Origin of the sequence: Acidiphilium sp. C61, assembly GCF_905116885.1 — a bacterium.
Taxonomy (GTDB): domain Bacteria; phylum Pseudomonadota; class Alphaproteobacteria; order Acetobacterales; family Acetobacteraceae; genus Acidiphilium.
On record NZ_CAJHNI010000005.1, the window covers coordinates 2,410,975 to 2,427,020 of the forward strand.

The 16,046-nt window shown below is 63.3% G+C and carries 15 protein-coding genes; 12 read left to right on the forward strand and 3 right to left on the reverse strand.

Annotated elements, in window-relative coordinates:
* Positions 1-66: 66 nt before the first annotated feature.
* Together HUW10_RS14205 and HUW10_RS14210 are read right to left on the reverse strand one after the other, a co-directional pair.
* Positions 67-552 carry a hypothetical protein gene (locus tag HUW10_RS14205; protein WP_174504091.1) on the reverse strand — a complete coding sequence of 162 codons (486 nt, stop codon included), beginning with the start codon at positions 550-552 and terminating at the stop codon, positions 67-69.
* A 482-nt stretch (positions 553-1,034) separates the two neighbouring features.
* On the reverse strand, positions 1,035-1,919 hold the full coding sequence (locus HUW10_RS14210; protein WP_174504092.1) for an SDR family oxidoreductase: 885 nt from the start codon (positions 1,917-1,919) through the stop codon (positions 1,035-1,037).
* Between the two features lie 92 nt (positions 1,920-2,011).
* On the opposite strand from HUW10_RS14210, the gene HUW10_RS14215 reads away from it, so the two are divergent.
* The 4 genes from HUW10_RS14215 (at position 2,012) to istB (ending at position 6,700) form a co-directional block, all read left to right on the forward strand.
* Positions 2,012-2,830 carry a helix-turn-helix transcriptional regulator gene (locus HUW10_RS14215; RefSeq protein ID WP_174504093.1) on the forward strand — a complete coding sequence of 273 codons (819 nt, stop codon included), beginning with the start codon at positions 2,012-2,014 and terminating at the stop codon, positions 2,828-2,830.
* Positions 2,831-3,099: 269 nt separating this feature from the next.
* On the forward strand, positions 3,100-4,140 hold the full coding sequence (locus HUW10_RS14220) for a LacI family DNA-binding transcriptional regulator (protein ID WP_174504094.1): 1,041 nt from the start codon (positions 3,100-3,102) through the stop codon (positions 4,138-4,140).
* A gap of 236 nt (positions 4,141-4,376) precedes the next feature.
* On the forward strand, positions 4,377-5,876 hold the full coding sequence (gene istA / locus HUW10_RS14225) for an IS21 family transposase (protein WP_174503341.1): 1,500 nt from the start codon (positions 4,377-4,379) through the stop codon (positions 5,874-5,876).
* Positions 5,873-6,700 (forward strand): IS21-like element helper ATPase IstB, encoded by an 828-nt coding sequence (istB, locus tag HUW10_RS14230; protein ID WP_174503342.1) that lies wholly within the window; start codon positions 5,873-5,875, stop codon positions 6,698-6,700. The genes istA and istB overlap by 4 nt, the downstream gene beginning before the upstream one ends.
* A 63-nt stretch (positions 6,701-6,763) precedes the next feature.
* On the opposite strand, the gene HUW10_RS14235 is transcribed toward istB, so the two are convergent.
* Entirely contained in the window at positions 6,764-7,417 is a 654-nt protein-coding gene (locus tag HUW10_RS14235) for a glucokinase (protein WP_174504095.1), read from the reverse strand.
* A 221-nt stretch (positions 7,418-7,638) separates the two neighbouring features.
* Here HUW10_RS14235 and HUW10_RS14240 point away from each other — a divergent pair, with 221 nt between their 5' ends.
* The 8 genes from HUW10_RS14240 to HUW10_RS14275 all read left to right on the forward strand — a co-directional run bounded on the left by HUW10_RS14240 (position 7,639) and on the right by HUW10_RS14275 (position 16,007).
* Positions 7,639-8,937, forward strand: coding sequence for an MFS transporter (locus HUW10_RS14240; RefSeq protein ID WP_201712621.1), 1,299 nt, complete (start codon positions 7,639-7,641; stop codon positions 8,935-8,937).
* A 107-nt stretch (positions 8,938-9,044) separates the two neighbouring features.
* The gene (locus tag HUW10_RS14245; RefSeq protein ID WP_201712622.1) at positions 9,045-10,121 is read left to right on the forward strand and encodes a glycoside hydrolase family 68 protein; all 1,077 of its coding nucleotides are present in this window, start codon (positions 9,045-9,047) and stop codon (positions 10,119-10,121) included.
* Positions 10,122-10,402: 281 nt separating this feature from the next.
* Positions 10,403-11,425, forward strand: coding sequence for an ABC transporter substrate-binding protein (locus HUW10_RS14250; RefSeq protein WP_174504096.1), 1,023 nt, complete (start codon positions 10,403-10,405; stop codon positions 11,423-11,425).
* A 25-nt stretch (positions 11,426-11,450) separates the two neighbouring features.
* A complete protein-coding gene (locus tag HUW10_RS14255; protein ID WP_174504097.1) occupies positions 11,451-13,007 on the forward strand; it encodes an iron ABC transporter permease in 1,557 nt (518 codons plus the stop codon).
* A complete protein-coding gene (locus tag HUW10_RS14260; protein ID WP_174504098.1) occupies positions 13,004-14,059 on the forward strand; it encodes an ABC transporter ATP-binding protein in 1,056 nt (351 codons plus the stop codon). Before HUW10_RS14255 ends, HUW10_RS14260 begins: the two co-directional genes overlap by 4 nt.
* A gap of 143 nt (positions 14,060-14,202) precedes the next feature.
* Positions 14,203-14,823: a TetR/AcrR family transcriptional regulator gene (locus HUW10_RS14265; RefSeq protein WP_174504099.1), complete on the forward strand. Its 621-nt coding sequence runs from the start codon at positions 14,203-14,205 to the stop codon at positions 14,821-14,823.
* A gap of 84 nt (positions 14,824-14,907) precedes the next feature.
* Positions 14,908-15,468: a carboxymuconolactone decarboxylase family protein gene (locus HUW10_RS14270; protein WP_174504100.1), complete on the forward strand. Its 561-nt coding sequence runs from the start codon at positions 14,908-14,910 to the stop codon at positions 15,466-15,468.
* Between the two features lie 17 nt (positions 15,469-15,485).
* Complete coding sequence (locus tag HUW10_RS14275) at positions 15,486-16,007, forward strand: redoxin domain-containing protein (RefSeq protein ID WP_174504101.1); 522 nt, start codon at positions 15,486-15,488, stop codon at positions 16,005-16,007.
* Positions 16,008-16,046: the final 39 nt, after the last annotated feature.

Below are 16,046 nucleotides of genomic sequence, written 5' to 3' on the forward strand. Positions count from 1 at the left end.
CTCTACCATATTGTTAAGTATAGCATCCTTATCCGATCAGATGACTCCATCTGATCGGATGGTGCTCTAGACGCCTTGCTGATGTACGCAGCGATCCATAACTCCGGCGATCTGTCGGGCCCCATTCATATTGAGGGTCCAAGTCACCGGATGGGTGAACATGATTCGCAAATGTGCGCGCTTGCTGTTCATGAGCGAGTCAAAAGTCTTCTCGCTGATATTATCCGTCTTGACCAAATGCTGTGTGGCGACACGCGCAGATTGACTGGAATCAACGCCATTGACGTTTACAATCATTTGCAGGTTTTTGCCTTTTCTGGACAGATGCCACTGCGGCTTGTAGGCATACATATGTACCCCTGCATGGTCGAACCGGAATCCGAACGCGCCACCATCCCTGAAGGTTTCTTTCATCACGCAAAATTTCTGTGACGGGCTATTGCCCCCCATTTCGGCCGACCAGGCACCGATATGAGCGAGTTCGCGCGATGCAAAAGCCGCTTGCGTGGCGGCGAGCAAAGACGTGGTGGCAACGGCGGTCAGCGCGAGCATCCGCAAGGCAGAACAATGCTTCAATTTTCAAGGTCCTTACGATTGAGAAAAGAGAAAGTCGAATGCAACTTTTAGTTAAGTTATATAGCATGTCACGAAAACGTGTATATGCCTCGGCGTATCGTGTCGTCAATCGAGGGTGACTGGGATATGGTGGATGTGCGGCCGTCGACGATTTTGAGATTGCCCTGTCGCCGGCTTCGGTGTTTGGAGCACTTTCCGATCCTTCTGGTTCGGATTTATACCCAATCTCATAAGCCTTGACTCATGAGATTGGGTATGTGTGCGGGTTGGCGGGCGGCGCGCGCGAACGCAAAGACCCGATACTATGGGTCGCGATCAGCGAGACACGGTATTAGAGCTCTATCATGCTGATAAACCGAGCATCTTTATCCGGCTTGATGATTCCGTATGGTCGGGTGATGCTCTAGCGGCTGTGTCTGCATCGGGAGATGGCAACTATGGCCGGCGTCTGAGGCAGGTCAAACATCAAAATAACCCGGCCTGCTGATATCGGCGATCAGACCGATCTGGGTAGGCTTCCATCCCAGCCATTGCTGCGTGAGCGCACTTGAGGCAGCGCCATCCATTCCAGCGAACATCGCCATCACACCGAAATGAGCGGCGGCCTCTTCCTGCGGGATCGAGACAACCGGTAATCGCAGATGGCGACCAATAATCTCTGCAATGTCGCGTGCCGTCACACCCTCATCCGCGACGGCGTGATAGCTGGTACCGGCCCGGCCTTTCTCCAGCGCCAGCCGGTATAATCTCGCCACATCCAACCTGTGTGCGCCGGACCAACGGTTGCTACCATCGCCAATATAGGCGGAAAAGCCTTTCTCCTGCGCGATATTGAGAAGGTAGTTGACCAAGCCGCATCTGCCATCGGCGCCATGCACCTGCGGCAGGCGTATCGCCATGGCGCGCACGCCGCGCGCAGCGAGGGCCAGACCTGAGGCTTCGGATACGCGTGGCAAGCCTGGCATCACGGCATCCTGTTCCGTGGCGAGCCGTCCCGGCGCCACAAGCAACGTCCCGGAGGTAACAATGAAAGGTTTGTCCGATCCGGCCAGAACGTCGCCCATCGCATCGATGGCGTGTTTATCGATCTTTCCGTTCTCCGCGAATTTCGAGAAATCGTGAATGAAGGCAAGATGGATGGTGCCATCCGTTTCCTTGGCACCTTTGCGCAAGCTCTCGAGGTCTTCAAGGGAACCGCGATGAACTTCAGCGCCCAAAGCCTCAAGCGCCTTTGCATTATCGTCGGAGCGGGCGAGGCCGAGCACCTCGTGCCCGTTCCCGATCAATTCCCTGGTTGTGGCGGTGCCGATAAAGCCGGAAGCACCGGTGACGAACACACGCATGAGACCTCTCCTGTTAAAACAGGAAAGATATTGCTAGACCATTTATCGGGGTAAAGTAGTGATCTTATAATGGTATAATGACCAACAGGATAATGGGCACGAACGCGCTTGGAAATTATCTGAAGGACCGTCGCGCGAGGCTCGATCCTGCCGCTTTCGGCTTTACACCGGTACGGCGGCGCACACCGGGGCTACGCCGGGAAGAAGTGGCGCAGCGCGCGAATGTGAGCACCACCTGGTACACCTGGTTGGAGCAGGGGCGCGGCGGAGCCCCCTCCGCCGATGTGCTGGACCGCATCGCCCGCGCCATGATGCTGACCGATATCGAGCGCGAACACCTGTTTCTGATTGGGTTGGGCAGGCTGCCGGAAGCCCGCTATCGTGCGCCTGAAGGGATCACCCCACGCTTGCAACGCGTGCTCGACACGCTTGACCATAGCCCCGCTTTCATCCGGACGGCGACCTGGGACGTGATTGCCTGGAACAAGGCCGCCGCCGCGGTGATGACCGACTACAGCACGCTGCCCGACGGGCAACGCAATGTGTTGCGCATGATGTTCCGTGATTCGCGCGTTCGAGCAGCCCAATCCAACTGGGAAAGCGTTGCGCGCTATGTGGTGGCGTCGTTCCGCGCGGATGTGGCCCGCGCCGGCGCGGCACGTGACGTCCAGTCACTTGTCGATGAGCTGAGTGCGACCAGCCCCGAATTCGCGGCATTGTGGGCCGACAACGATGTGCAAGCGCACGGCGATGGCGTGAAAATCTTGCATCATCCTCTCGCCGGTCCGCTCTCGATGGAGTTCTCGGGGTTCGCGGTAGACGGTCGGCCCGATCTCACCATGGTGATCTACAATCCCGCAACGGCCGAAGATGCTGACAAGATCGGGAGATTACTCAAATCAAAGCCATAGAGCATCATCTGATCAGATGATGCTCCTGCGCCCTCGCTCGTGTCATGTGGGTTGCTGGCCCCTCGGTTCCGAGCGCCCTTTGCATCGGCAGGGGGCATTTCGACATAGTGGACACCGCGGTGCTATTGAAATCCGAGGTCATGCGCGTGGAGCGCTCCTGTTCCGGATCCGCTTCCGGGTGGGCGCCGCCCGGCGCCGGGCCTGGTTGGCAGTGCCCACTGCAATCGTGTGGAAAAACGAAATAGGGTAACGCTTACGTGTCAAGAAAAATGTCTGATATCGCCCGTCTTGCCGGCGTCTCCGAGGCGACTGTCTCACGGGCATTGCGGGGCAGTACGCTCATCAGCCAGGCGACACGCGAGAGAATTCGCGAAATTGCAGAAGCTGTCGGCTATACGGTCGACAACACGGCCCGGAACCTGAGGCTGCAAAGAACCGGCACAATTACCGTCGCCGTTCCTTTGCACCATGAAGTCGATCAGGGGATATCGGATCCGTTTTTCCTTGAAATGTTAGGCTTCCTGGCCGATGAGCTGGCCGATCGCGGCTATGATCTCCTGCTGCGAAAAATCGGCGCCGCCGAACCGAACGGGCTCGCCAATCTGGTGATCGAACGGCGCAGCGACGGCATCCTGCTCATCGGGCAGAGCAATCAGCACGCGCAGATCAAGGCGATGGCCCAGCGCTACAAGCCGCTGGTGGTCTGGGGCGCCAATATGGGGGATGAGTCCTACATAACCGTGGGGTCCGATAACCGCGCCGGGGCGAGGATGGCGGTCGAGCACCTGCTCGCACTCGGCCATCGTCGAATCGCCTTTTTCGGCGACCGTGAACTGCCGGAAGTGGCCGCGCGTTTCGACGGCTATCATGAGGCTCTCGCCAAGGCCGGCGTGAGCCTGGATCCTGCCCTGGAGTGCCGCGTGACGTTCAGGAAAGCGGGGAGCCACGTCGCGATCAGCGAATTCCTCGCCAAAGGGACGCCATGTGATGCGGTGTTCGCCGCGTCCGACCAGCTGGCGGGTGCCGCGATCAACATCTTCGATCGTCATGGTCTGAATGTCCCGCGCGACGTTGCGGTCGTCGGGTTCGATGACCTGATGCTGGCCGCGGCCTACACGCCCGCCCTGACGACAGTTCACCAGGATCTGGCGGCCGGGGCCCGCCTGATGGTGAGCAAGCTCTTCAAGCGGATGGCGGGGGAAGAGGTGCGTTCCAGCATCGTGCCGGTGCGTCTGATCGTCCGTGCATCCTGCGGCGCAAGTGTTGCACCTCGTCCGCGCCGCCGCCGGGGAAAGCTTGCGACAGCCTGATCGGAAAGGCGTTGTGCAAACGTTTGCGTAAATTTCCGAGTTTTTGGACAAGTGCCTAATTAATAAGGCATTTTCTGTCCGAAATTATCTTGCAATCGATTGTTGTGTTAGATAAGATGTACGCGGCGGTGGAAAAGTAGGCCATGTAGCGGCGGCATAATGCTGCTGCGTGGCGGGGCAAAAGCCGGCCACTTGTAGAGTTGCCTCTTTCGGAATGGAGGGAGAGGCGACGGGGGATGTATTCGGTGGAGGTTTATGCGGCGGTTCGGCAATTTGTATTTGTCGAGGGGCGGAGCCGTCGGGAGGCTGCGCGTGTTTTTGGTCTGAACCGTGAGACGGTAGCGAAGATCTGCCGGTTCTCTGTGCCTCCAGGATATCGGCGCGAGCGGCCTGCTGCGAAGCCGAAGCTTGGGCCTTTCATTCCGGTGATCGACGCGATCCTGGAGGCTGATCGGGGGGCGCCGGTGAAGCAGCGTCACACGGCGCAGCGGATATTTGAGCGTCTGCGCGACGAGCACGGCTATACGGGCGGCTACACGGTGGTGAAGGATTACGTCCGTCCGGCCCGGCTGCGGCTGCGCGAGGCATTCGTGCCGCTGTCTCATCCGCCGGGGCATGCGCAGGTGGATTTTGGCCAGTGCATTGGCTTCATCGGCGGTGTGCGGACGGTGATGCACGTCTTCTGCATGGACCTGCCGCACTCGGATGCCCCGTTCGTGAAGGCATATCCGGCGGAGACGACGGAGGCGTTTCTGGACGGCCACGTGTCGGCCTTTGCCTTCTTTGGCGGGGTGCCGCTGTCGATCCTCTACGACAACACGAAGCTGGCGGTGGCGCGGATTCTTGGCGATGGCCAACGGACGCGGACGCGCGCCTTCACGGAGTTGATCAGCCACTACCTGTTCAGGGACCGGTTTGGCCGCCCTGGCAAAGGTAACGACAAGGGTAAAGTCGAGGGTCTGGTGAAGTATACGCAGCGGCGCTTCATGACGCCGCTGCCGCATGCGGTGAGCTTCGATGCCCTGAACGCGGCGCTGGAAGCGCGCTGTCTGGCGCGGCAGGATGAGCATGCCGGACGCCATGAAGAGACGATTGGCGAGCGGTTGCTGCGCGACCTCGCGGCATTGAGGGTGTTGCCGGCGGGACCGTTCGAGCCCTGCGAGAAGAAGCCGGCGCGGGTCTCGTCGACGGCGCTGGTCCGCTACCGGATGAACGACTACTCGGTGCCGGCGAGCTATGCCTTCCGGGACGTATTGGTCAAAGGTTTCGTCGATCGGGTGCTGGTCGTGGCCGGAGCTGAGGTCATCGCTCGCCACGAGCGGGTGTATGGCCGCGGCGAGTTCATCTTCGATCCGCTGCATTATCTGGCGCTGATCGAGCAGAAGCCTGGGGCGCTGGATCAGGCGGCCCCCTTGCAGAACTGGGCTCTGCCGGAAGGGTTTCAGAGGATCCGGCGACTCCTGGAGGCGCGGATGGGGAAGCGCGGGAAGCGGGAGTTCATCCAGATCCTGCGGCTGATGGAGGTGTTTCCGCAGACGGTTGTCTCGGCCGCGGTGAATGATGCGATGCGGCTTGGCGCGATCGGTTTTGACGCGGTCAAGCAGCTGGTTCTGGCACGGGTCGAGCAACGGCCGGCACAGCTGGACCTGACGCGCTATCCCTATTTGCCGGCGGCGCATGTGCGGATGACCTCTGCCGCGGACTATGGCGTCCTGCTGAGCCGAGACGCGGCATGAGCGGCGCGATCGAGACGCCGCAGGTGCTGCTGGCGCATCATCTGAAGGCGTTGAAGCTGCCGACCTTCCTGCGCGAATATGCCAAGGTCGCTGCCGAGTGCGCGAAGGATCGCGCGGATCATCCGAAATTCCTGCTGCGGCTGGCGGAGCTGGAACTGCTCGATCGCGAACGCCGGCTGGTGGAGCGGCGGATCCGTGCGGCGCACTTCCCGGCGGTCAAAAGCCTCGATACCTTCGACTTCACCGCGATCCCGTCGCTGAACAAGATGCTGGTGCTCGATCTGGCGCGCTGCGACTACATCAATGCCCACGACAACATCATCGCTCTCGGGAATTCCGGCACCGGCAAGACGCATGTCGCTCTGGCTCTTGGTCTGGCGGCCTGCCAGCGCGGACTGTCCGTGGGGTTCATGACGGCGGCTGGCCTGGTGCACCAGCTGATGGAGGCACGGGACGAGCGCCGTTTGCTGAGACTGCAGGCGCAGCTTGCCAGTCTCAAACTCCTGATCATCGATGAACTGGGTTACGTGCCGTTGTCGCAGACCGGTGCAGAATTGCTGTTCGAGGTGTTCAGCCAGCGGCACGAGCGCGGCTCGACCATCGTCACCTCAAACCTGCCCTTCGAGGATTGGACGAGCGTCTTTGGCGCCGAACGGCTGACCGGCGCGCTGCTCGATCGTCTCACGCACCACGTCCAGATCCTGGAGATGAACGGCGAAAGCTACCGCCTGAAGCAATCCCGCGCCCGGCGCCGGAAAGATATCGAAAAGACCGGTGACGACCTGCCTCATGATCCTGAGACCGGCGAAATCAACGACAGCTGATACCCACCGCCAAGCAGGCTGCGGATATGAGAACGGCCCCTGCAGGGGCCGTTCTCATATCCGTCACGTCACAATCCAGTGGCTGGTTTTTACGCCGCCACGCCGGCCTGGTTTTGATCCGCCGTTGACACGTTCGATTGAAACGCGGGGATATCGGCTGCGGAGTCTTGTCAGCAGATAATCCTCGAACCGGTCGAGAGGCGCGAAATCGATATGTCCTCCCTCGCCACTGACGATGAAGGTCTGGCCGGCTTCGCGGAGAATATGCGACACCCCAAGCCCCGTCCCAGGGCCGATGACGCTGATCACTCCGCTTTCAGGAAGCGGCCTGCCCGGGCCGGTGAGATGCGAAAACCCCTCGGGCGGAAGATGTGCAACCGCATGGCCAACGGCAGAGAAATCATTGAGAAGGATGATTGTGTCGAGGCCAAGCTCGTCGCGCAGATGCGCGGGTTGAATCAGCCAGGAGCTGTTAGTCAATTTCACGACATCTCCGGATACCGGCGAGGCGACGGCGATGCTCGCGTCCCTTGGTAGCGGCGTATCCTGGCTGCGGGCGAAGGCCTCCCAGCAGAGACGAAGCGATGCGAAATCGTTTGTCTGCAGCGTGACCGGCGGTGAAAGCGACGCAACTTTCCTTGCGTGCAGCTGCGCCCGCGCGAAGCGCGCATGCGTGCCGCCGATATCGGCAACGACGATTTCCAGCGTGTCTTCCATGGCGTTTCCCAATTCATCCGGACAAACAAACAAACTGTAGTGCAATCGATTGCAGGCGTCGAGTGTTTATGCCATATCTCTGGGGTGTCATCCGATCGGATGGCGTTCTCGGATTGGATAAAGATGCACTGCCTATCAACGATATTGAGCACTCTCCGGTCCATCGGGGTCGGGTCGTGCTCTAACAAGGCCGCATAGGCCATATGGGTGGAACGAGAGACGTGACCGAAGTCGCAAATGGCGAGAAGTCAAAGCCAATTCTGTCATTTTGGCGCATTTTATTGATGAATTTCGGCTTTTTGGGTCTGCAGTTCAGCTTCGGCTTGCAGCAGGGAAATATGGGCCCGATTTACAGCTATCTCGGGGCCAGTCAGGCGGTGTTGCCGTTGCTCAATCTCGCGGGCCCGGTAACGGGCCTGCTCGTGCAGCCCTTGATCGGGGCGCTCTCCGACCGGACGCGAACCCGTTGGGGGCGTCGCGTGCCGTATTTTATTGTCGGCGCGCTGATCTGCAGCCTCTGCTTGTTTGCGATGCCCTATAGCGGCTCGATCGCAGTCGCTGCGGCGCTGCTCTGGATTTTGGTGGCGGCCAACAATGTCACGATGGAGCCATACCGCGCCTATGTTTCCGACCGCCTGTCGGCCGATCAGCGCGAATTGGGGTTTCTCACGCAAAGTTCCTTTACCGGTCTTGCTCAAACTCTCGCCTATGCTGCGCCAGCCGTCCTGGTGATCCTGGGCGTCGGCCGCAACGCGGTGGCCGCCAACGGGATACCGGTTGTCACCCATATCGTCTTCGTGATCGGGGCGGTGGTTTCGATTTCGACCATTCTCTGGTCGGTTCTCGCCGTCCCCGAATTGCCAGCCCCACCGGTCGAGGCACGGCATTCGACGTTCGGTGAGATATTCAGCGCCATTCGGGAAATGCCCGGCCCGATGCGCCGTATGGGGTTGATGAGTCTTTTTCAATGGTATGCGATGAGCTGCTACTGGGGCTATGTCATCTATTCAATATCCGAGACCGTATATGATACGAATATTGCTGCATCCAGCGGGTTTCGCAGCGCAGTTCTGACGAATGGCGACATTGGCGCATTCTACAATCTGATTGCGGCCGTTGCCGCCTACGCAATGGTGCCCGTCAGCCGCAGGTTCGGCCCTGACAAGGTCCATGCGCTGTGTCTGGTCGCCGCAGGCCTGACGATGCTCGCCATCCCCTTCATCCACGATCGCGACTGGCTTTTCGTCGCTGCGATCGGCGTCGGCCTGGGATGGGGAAGCATCATGGGAAATCCCTATGTCATGCTCGCGGACTCGATCCCAGCTGCCCGCACGGGCGTCTATATGGGGATCTTCAACATGTTCATCGTCATTCCGATGATCCTGTTCAGTATCACGATGCCTCTGATCTACAGCACGCTCTTCCATGATCATGCGCCCGACGCGTTGTTGTTCGGCGGCGTGCTGATGTTCCTTGCGGCAGGGTCCACGATGTTGGTGCGCCCTGGCGTCCGCTCCTGAGCTCTTGGAATGGAAACAATATGTCTGTCACTCAAATAGTCGAAATGGCTCGCGGGCCGAGCCTGTGGCGTCCAGACCATGTCGCGGCGGTCGCCGTGCGGGAGGACATGGTGCCGCCGGTCATCGGGGCAGGGGATGTCGTGCCGGTCTTGCCCGGCATGGACGTATGGGACATGTGGCCACTCGCCCGTCGCGATGGGATGACGGTCGACATTGCGGGGGCCACGTTGTGGTTTGCCCTGGCCGCTCCCCGCTACCCGGACCCGATCGAGCGCCATGGTCATGCGCGCATACATCTGCTGATCCTGCGCGACGGAACATGGCATGATGGCGGGCCGGTATTCCAGAACGGTTTCGCGCCGGGCAGCCGCGACTGGTCCGGTTCGGCGATCCTCGATGAGGACAGCGGGCGTGTCACACTATTCTTCACCGCCGCCGGCCGGGCCGGCGAGGCGCGCCTCACCGTCGAGCAGAGGCTTTTCAAGACCAGCGGAATGCTTGACCGGTCGGGCGCATATCCGTGCATCGTCCAATGGTCGGCGCCGTACGAATTCGTTGTCAGCGATGACAGGATTTACACCCTCGTCAATCAGGCGGAGGGCGTGCCCGGCGAGCTCAAGGCGTTTCGCGACCCGGGATATTTCCGTGATCCGACTGATGGCAACGAATACGTCCTGTTCGCGGCGTCGTACAAGCCATCGTCGCACAAGAACAATGGCATGATCGGCATTGCCCGATCCGAAGATCGTTCGATGATGCGCTGGACCCTGCTGGATCCGTTGATCACGGCGGATGGTGTTTGCAACGAGCTTGAGCGCCCTCACGCCGTGTCATATCGCGGGCAATACTATGTCTTCTGGTCGACGCAGGCGAGCGTGTTCGAACAGGGCGGGCCGGTGGGGCCAACCGGGCTGTATGGCATGGTCGCACCCTCCCTGTTCGGGCCGTACCGGCCAATCAACGGCTCCGGGCTGGTGCTGGCGAATCCGCCATCGGAGCCCACTCAGGCGTATAGCTGGTGGGTCATGGGCGATCTCTCCGTGACAAGTTTCGTCGATTATTGGGGGCTTCGGGGACGGAAGCTGGCCAATCATCCGGAATTGGCCAGATCACAGTTCGGCGGTGTGCCCGCCCCGTTTCTGCAACTCCGCCTCGACGGCGATCGTGCGTGGCTCGAGGGGTGAGCCACGATCCGAACCGCGTCGGGCATTGCCGGCGGCTGCACTTTTCGGGCGGTTGGAATCATGGAGACGCGGAAGTCGGCTGTTGGGGCCGGCGCTGTGCTCCCCGACCGCCCTTGCGCCGGCCATTGGGGGCGCGATTTGATGACACTACAGTGAAACTTGCCATAGCGAGTGACATCTTCTTGAGCCACGTGCCGGTGCCGATTGTCCGCCTGCATTCCGCCCTATAGACGCTCGGCGGTGTTGTTGACGAAACCGACAGGCGGGGCAGGGAGAGCGTGATGCAACGGCTGATTGCGGCAGGGTTCGGCGTGGCCATCATCGTCATCGCGGCGGTTCTGCTCTGGCCCGCATCGACCGCCGGACTCGTGCTCTACGCCGCGCTCGACTACGCGCCCGCGATGGGCAAGGCCTTCACGAAAAAAACCGGAATCCCCGTCCGCGTCATCCGCCTGTCGACCGGCGCGCTGCTGGCGCGGATCACCGCCGAGGGCCATCATCCGGACTGGGACATCGGCTGGTTCGACGGCGCGACCGCCGCCGTCTCGCTCGATCAGGCCGGCCTCCTGGCCCACGGGCTGCGTCCGCCGGTGCAACTGACCGCGACCGGCCGCTCCATGCTGCCGCCCGACGGTGCCTATGTCCCCACCGGCTTCACACTGGCCGGCGTGTTCGTGATGAACAAATCATCCACCCTCCCGCCGCCGACGACCTGGGACGATCTCGCCGCGCCGCCCTATCATGGCGTCGTCGGCATGAACGATCCGGCGATTTCCGGGCCGACCTACCCCGCGCTCGCCGGCATGCTCAAGCACGCGGGCGGCTGGCCGCAGGGCAAGGGCTTCATCACCGCGCTCAAGGCCAACGGGCTCCAGGTGTTCGCCAAGAACGACGCGACGCTGGCCGCCCTGCGCAACGGCACGATCAAGCTGGCGATCGTCCAGTCCTCCGCCGCCGTGAACGCGGCAAGCAACATCGATCACGATCTCACAGTCATCTATCCGCGCCCCGCCTACGTGCTGCCGAACGTCATCGTCCTGCCGAAGGGCTTGCATGGCCGCGCGCTGCGCGAGGCGAAGGCCTTCATCGCCTTTGCCGAAAGCCCCGCCGGTCAGGCCATCCGCAAGCACGAGGGCGAGGGCGACAGCTATTACTGGCCGGTCACCGCGCGTTCCGCACCCCGCCACGCCCTGCCGGCGCTGACGACGCTCGATCTCGCAACGCTCGACGCGACGCGCTGGGGGGCGCGGGAGAAGTCCGTGCTGGCCTGGTTCGCGCACGCGATCGATGGGGCGGGATCTTGACCGCGGCGCACGGAGCCGGCTGCCGATGAAATTCGGCGCCGCCGGCCTGCGTGCCGCGATCATGGCAGGGCTGATCGCGACCTTCTTCGTCTACCCGCTGGTCCGCCTGCTGGTCATGCCGTTCCTCTCCGGTCACGGCGCGGCCGGGAACTGGCCGGCCTTCGTCGTCTCCCTGCTGCTCTCGGTCGGCACCGCGATCATCGCGGCACCGCTCGGCGCGGTCTTCGCCCTCTTCACCACGATGGCAGAGGGCCCGGTCGCCCGCGCCGCCACGCTGACGCTCTGGGGCCTGTTCCTGACGCCGAGCTACATGCTGACAACCGGCTGGATGATCATCTTCAGCAGTCACGCCCTGCGCGCCACGCTGGCCGGGCAGGCCTTCTTCGGCGTCGGCGGCCTGCTGATGCTGTACGTGGTCAAGGCGCTGCCGTTTTCTGCCCTGGTTGCGCGGGCGACCCTCGCCGCCGCCGATTCCGCCCCGGCCGAGGCCGCCGCGATCCACGGCGTCCCCTTCATCCTGCGCGTCCGCATCGGCCTGCGCCTGCTCGCCCCTTCGATCGCGGTCGGCTTCGCCATCGCGGTGATCGAGACGATGCAGGAATTCGGCATCCCGGCGACGCTGGGCGTGACCAGCCATGTGCCGATCCTGACCTACGCGATCTACCAGCACCTCGCCGAAACCCCCACCGATTTCGCCGGCGCCTCGATCCTGTGCTGGCGCCTGATCGCCGTCGCCGCGGTGTTCGGCGGCCTCGCCATGGCCTGCCGGCGGCAGGGTGCGGCCATCCAGCACGGCCGCATGCGCCCGCCCGCGCGGCAGCGGCCAACGCTGCGGCGCGAACTGGCCTTCGCCGCGCTCACTGGCCTGTTCGCCCTGGTCGGCATCGTCATCCCGGTCGTGGCATTGTTCGTCCGCGCACTCCAGCCGCTGGCGGCATCCATGCCGCATGCTGGCGCGGTGCTGCGCTCGCTCGGCTTCGGCATGGTCGGCGCGACGATGTCGCTCGGCGTCGCCGTGTTGATCCTGCGCCTGCGCGCCGCCGGCGCCCGCCGCATGATCGCGGTGCTCGACGTCGCCCTTGTCGCCAACATGGCGGTGCCCGGCCTCGTGCTCGGCGCGGGCTACATCGTCGCCTTCAACAACGATTTTCTCCCGCTCTACGGCAGCCGGCTGTTGCTGCTGATCGGCTACACCGCCGGCATGGCGCCGCTCGCCCTGCGCATGATGCAGGGCGCGTTGGATGATCTCGACCCCAATCTGGTGGCGGCCGCGCGGCTGCACGGCCTGCCGCGCCTGACGCGGCTGGTGGATATCGAGGGCATGCTGCTGATCCGCCCCTTCACCTACGCCTACCTGCTGGTCGCCGCCGCGATCATGTTCGAATTGCCGGTCTCCGAACTGCTCTATCCGCCGGGGGCCACGCCGCTCGGCGTCGCCATCGTCACCCTCGACCAGATGAGCGACTACGCCGCCTCGGCGCGGCTCGCCCTGTTCGGCCTCGCGGCAATGGCGGGGCTCGCCCTCGTGCTCGCGGCCGGCGTCACCCTGCTCGCCGCGCCGCGGCGCCTGCGCCCGGCATGAGCGCCGCACTCGCCATCGAAGGTGTTGCCGTGCAGCGCGGTGGCCGCCTGATCGTCGAGGAGGCGGCGCTGAGCCTGTCCCCCGGCGAGTGCGTCGTACTCGCCGGCGAGTCCGGATCGGGCAAGACCAGCCTGCTGCGGGTGATCGGCGGGCTCGACCGGCCGGCCCGCGGCACCATCCGCATCGCCGGCGTCGTGGTGGACGATGCCGCCGCCACCTTCATCCGCCCCGAATTGCGCGGCCTTGGCATGGTGTTCCAGGATTTCGCGCTGTGGCCGCATCTCTCCGTGCTGGAGAACGTGGCGGTGGTGATCCGCGATCGCGTCGGACGGGAGCGCAAGGCGCTCGCCCTGCTCGACCAGTTCGGCGTCGCCTCCTGCGCCGGCCGCCTGCCGGCAACCCTGTCCGGCGGGCAGCAACAACGCGTCGGCCTCGCCCGCGCGCTGGCCGCAGCACCTCGCCTGCTGATGCTCGACGAACCGTTCTCCAGCCTCGATGTCGAAACCAGGGAAACCCTGCGCACCGAACTGCGTGCGCTGATCGTCGAAACCGGGCTGGGCGCGCTCTGCATCTCGCACGATCCGGCGGACATCGCCCGCCTTGCCGACCGTGTCGCCCTCCTCGAAGACCGTCGCCTGACGTCCTGCACCACGCCGGATGCCATGTTCGCCCGGCCGGCAACCCCCTATGCGGCACGTCTCGCCGGGCTGTGCGGCGGTGTCGAGGTGGAGGTGCGGCAGGCGGGGAGCGACGCCGCCATCGTCCTCGGCAGCGCGCTGCTCGCCATTCCCGGCGGTGGCGCCCGCCTCGCCGGTGCCGCGCAGGCGCTGCTGTTCTGGCCGCGCGGCGCGCTGGCCCTCGCCGCCGAGGGCGTGCCGGCCACCTGCATCGGCGCGCATTTCGAGGCCGGGCACTGGCAGGCGCTGCTGCGGCTCGACGGCCTTGCCGCGCCGGTTCCGGTCCAGTGTACAAGCCCGCCGCCGCGCGGCGCCGTCGCCCTGAATGTCGCTTCCGACCGGCTCCACCTGTTCCCGTCCAGCCCGGCCGGATAATCGCGTTCGGCCGCGCGGTTGGGCGTTAGAGCACTTTCCGATGCTTTCGGATCGGATGATGCTCTGGCAGGTTGCCGGCACAGCGCCCCCCTCACGCCCCGCCGGAGTTGACCGACCGGTCTGTTTCTGCTCTATCCAGACGCATGCGCGCTGCCTCGATCTCGACACGGGACACCTTGATCGACACGGCGACCGAGCTTTTCCTCGGTCGCGGCTTCGGTCTTGTCGGCACGAACGAACTCTGCGCGGCGAGCGGGATCAACAAGGGTACGTTCTATCACTTCTTCCCCTCGAAATCGGCGCTGATGGTCGCGGCCATCGATCGGTACAGCGAGCGCTTCGCCGCCGAATTCAACGATATCGCCCTGTCCGGCGCGCCGGCGTCCACCCGGCTCGAACGCTTCTTCGATGTGCCGGCAAAGGCGAACCGCGCGTGGAAAAGCACGCATGGGTTCGCCCAAGGGTGCCTGATCGGCAATATCAGTCTCGAACTCGCTGTGGTCGATCCCGACGTGCAGCACGCCATCAAACGGGCAATCGCGCGCTGGAGCATGCCCATCGGCCATGTCATCAACGCGTTGGTCGCAGAAGGGACATTGCAGGACATCGATCGTGCCGCAGCCGCGGAGATCGTGATCGCCCTCATGCAGGGCGGTATCCTGCTTGCGAAAGTCCACAACGACCCGTCCAGGATCACGATACTCGCGCCCGGCGCCCTGTCGCATCTTCGCGCCTTGGCCTCGTCCCGACCTCCAGCTTCATGAAGATGCGACAAGCTGGCGAATGGGACCTTTTCTTACCCCTCGAATCAACTGATCGGTCAGTTGATATCTAACCCGGAGATTCCCATGCCCAACATGCCTCAGCTCGACCCGAAAGCCGCGTCCGGCGCGACGAAGGAAGCCTTCGATGAAGCCACCCGCCAGTTCGGCGGCGTGATCAACCTGTTCCGCGTTGCCGGCAACGCCCCCAACGTCCTCAAGGGCTTTCTTGCCCTGAACAGCAACATCAATGACGGCATCGAGCTCAGCGGCAAGCAGGTCGAGCAGGTGGCGATGCTCGTCTCCGCGCTCAACAGCTGCGATTACTGCGTCAACGTCCACATGAAGGTGGGCACCATGCAGGGCGCGACCGAGGCCGAAATGCTGGATGCGATGGAAGGCAAGGCCGCCGACCCCGCCACCCAGGCCCTGCTCGACTACACGAGCGAGGTGGTGCGCCACCGCGGGCAGGTGAGCCCCGAAACCCTCGCCCGTGCCCGCGACGCCGGCTTCTCGGACAAGGCGCTGCTGGAGACCGTCGGTGTTATCGGCCTCTACACCCTGATCCAGTATGTGCGGCACGTTGCCGATCCCGAGCACGATTTCCCCGCGGTCACCCAGTTCAAATCCGACCGCCTCGCCGCCTGAACAACAGGAGACAGATCATGCAGACCACACCCAAGCTTCATCCCGGGCAGCCCTTTACGCCCGTCACCTTCAAGCAGCTCGACGGTGCGGACGTCACCTTCGGCGCGCCCGGTTCATGGCAGGCGCTTTTCGTGATCCGCGGGCAGCACTGCCCCATCTGCAAGACCTTCCTCGGTGAAATCGAGGCGCAGCGCGGCGCCCTCGCCGAGCTCGGCGTGTCCGTCGCGGCCGTCTCGGCCGACAGCGAAGCCCAGACCCGCCTGACCGAAGCGGCGGCGAAGCCCGGCTTTCCGCTGCTCTACGGCATGGATGAAACGGCGATGAAGGCGCTCGGCCTCTACGTGTCCGAGCCCCGCTCCGCCGAGGAAACCGACCATCGCTTCCCCGAACCCGGCCTGTTCGTGGTCAACCCCGAGGGCGAACTGCACCTCGTCGACATCTCCAACGCCCCGTTCCTCCGCCCGAATCTCGACCGTCTGGTCGCCGGGCTGCGCTTCGTGATCGGCAAGAGCTACCCTGTCCGCGGCACCTTGGCCTGATCGCGGTTCACCTTACCCAGCAGGCGGGCGAAAGGCGCC

Bases quoted from the DNA above. Each gene is read 5' to 3' on its own strand.
- HUW10_RS14205 (WP_174504091.1), bottom strand. From the start codon at position 552: ATGCTCGCGCTGACCGCCGTTGCCACCACGTCTTTGCTCGCCGCCACG.
- HUW10_RS14210 (WP_174504092.1), bottom strand. From the start codon at position 1,919: ATGCGTGTGTTCGTCACCGGTGCTTCCGGCTTTATCGGCACCGCCACA.
- HUW10_RS14215 (WP_174504093.1), top strand. From the start codon at position 2,012: ATGGGCACGAACGCGCTTGGAAATTATCTGAAGGACCGTCGCGCGAGG.
- HUW10_RS14220 (WP_174504094.1), top strand. From the start codon at position 3,100: ATGTCTGATATCGCCCGTCTTGCCGGCGTCTCCGAGGCGACTGTCTCA.
- istA (WP_174503341.1), top strand. From the start codon at position 4,377: ATGTATTCGGTGGAGGTTTATGCGGCGGTTCGGCAATTTGTATTTGTC.
- istB (WP_174503342.1), top strand. From the start codon at position 5,873: ATGAGCGGCGCGATCGAGACGCCGCAGGTGCTGCTGGCGCATCATCTG.
- HUW10_RS14235 (WP_174504095.1), bottom strand. From the start codon at position 7,417: ATGGAAGACACGCTGGAAATCGTCGTTGCCGATATCGGCGGCACGCAT.
- HUW10_RS14245 (WP_201712622.1), top strand. From the start codon at position 9,045: ATGGTGCCGCCGGTCATCGGGGCAGGGGATGTCGTGCCGGTCTTGCCC.
- HUW10_RS14250 (WP_174504096.1), top strand. From the start codon at position 10,403: ATGCAACGGCTGATTGCGGCAGGGTTCGGCGTGGCCATCATCGTCATC.
- HUW10_RS14255 (WP_174504097.1), top strand. From the start codon at position 11,451: ATGAAATTCGGCGCCGCCGGCCTGCGTGCCGCGATCATGGCAGGGCTG.
- HUW10_RS14260 (WP_174504098.1), top strand. From the start codon at position 13,004: ATGAGCGCCGCACTCGCCATCGAAGGTGTTGCCGTGCAGCGCGGTGGC.
- HUW10_RS14265 (WP_174504099.1), top strand. From the start codon at position 14,203: ATGCGCGCTGCCTCGATCTCGACACGGGACACCTTGATCGACACGGCG.
- HUW10_RS14270 (WP_174504100.1), top strand. From the start codon at position 14,908: ATGCCCAACATGCCTCAGCTCGACCCGAAAGCCGCGTCCGGCGCGACG.
- HUW10_RS14275 (WP_174504101.1), top strand. From the start codon at position 15,486: ATGCAGACCACACCCAAGCTTCATCCCGGGCAGCCCTTTACGCCCGTC.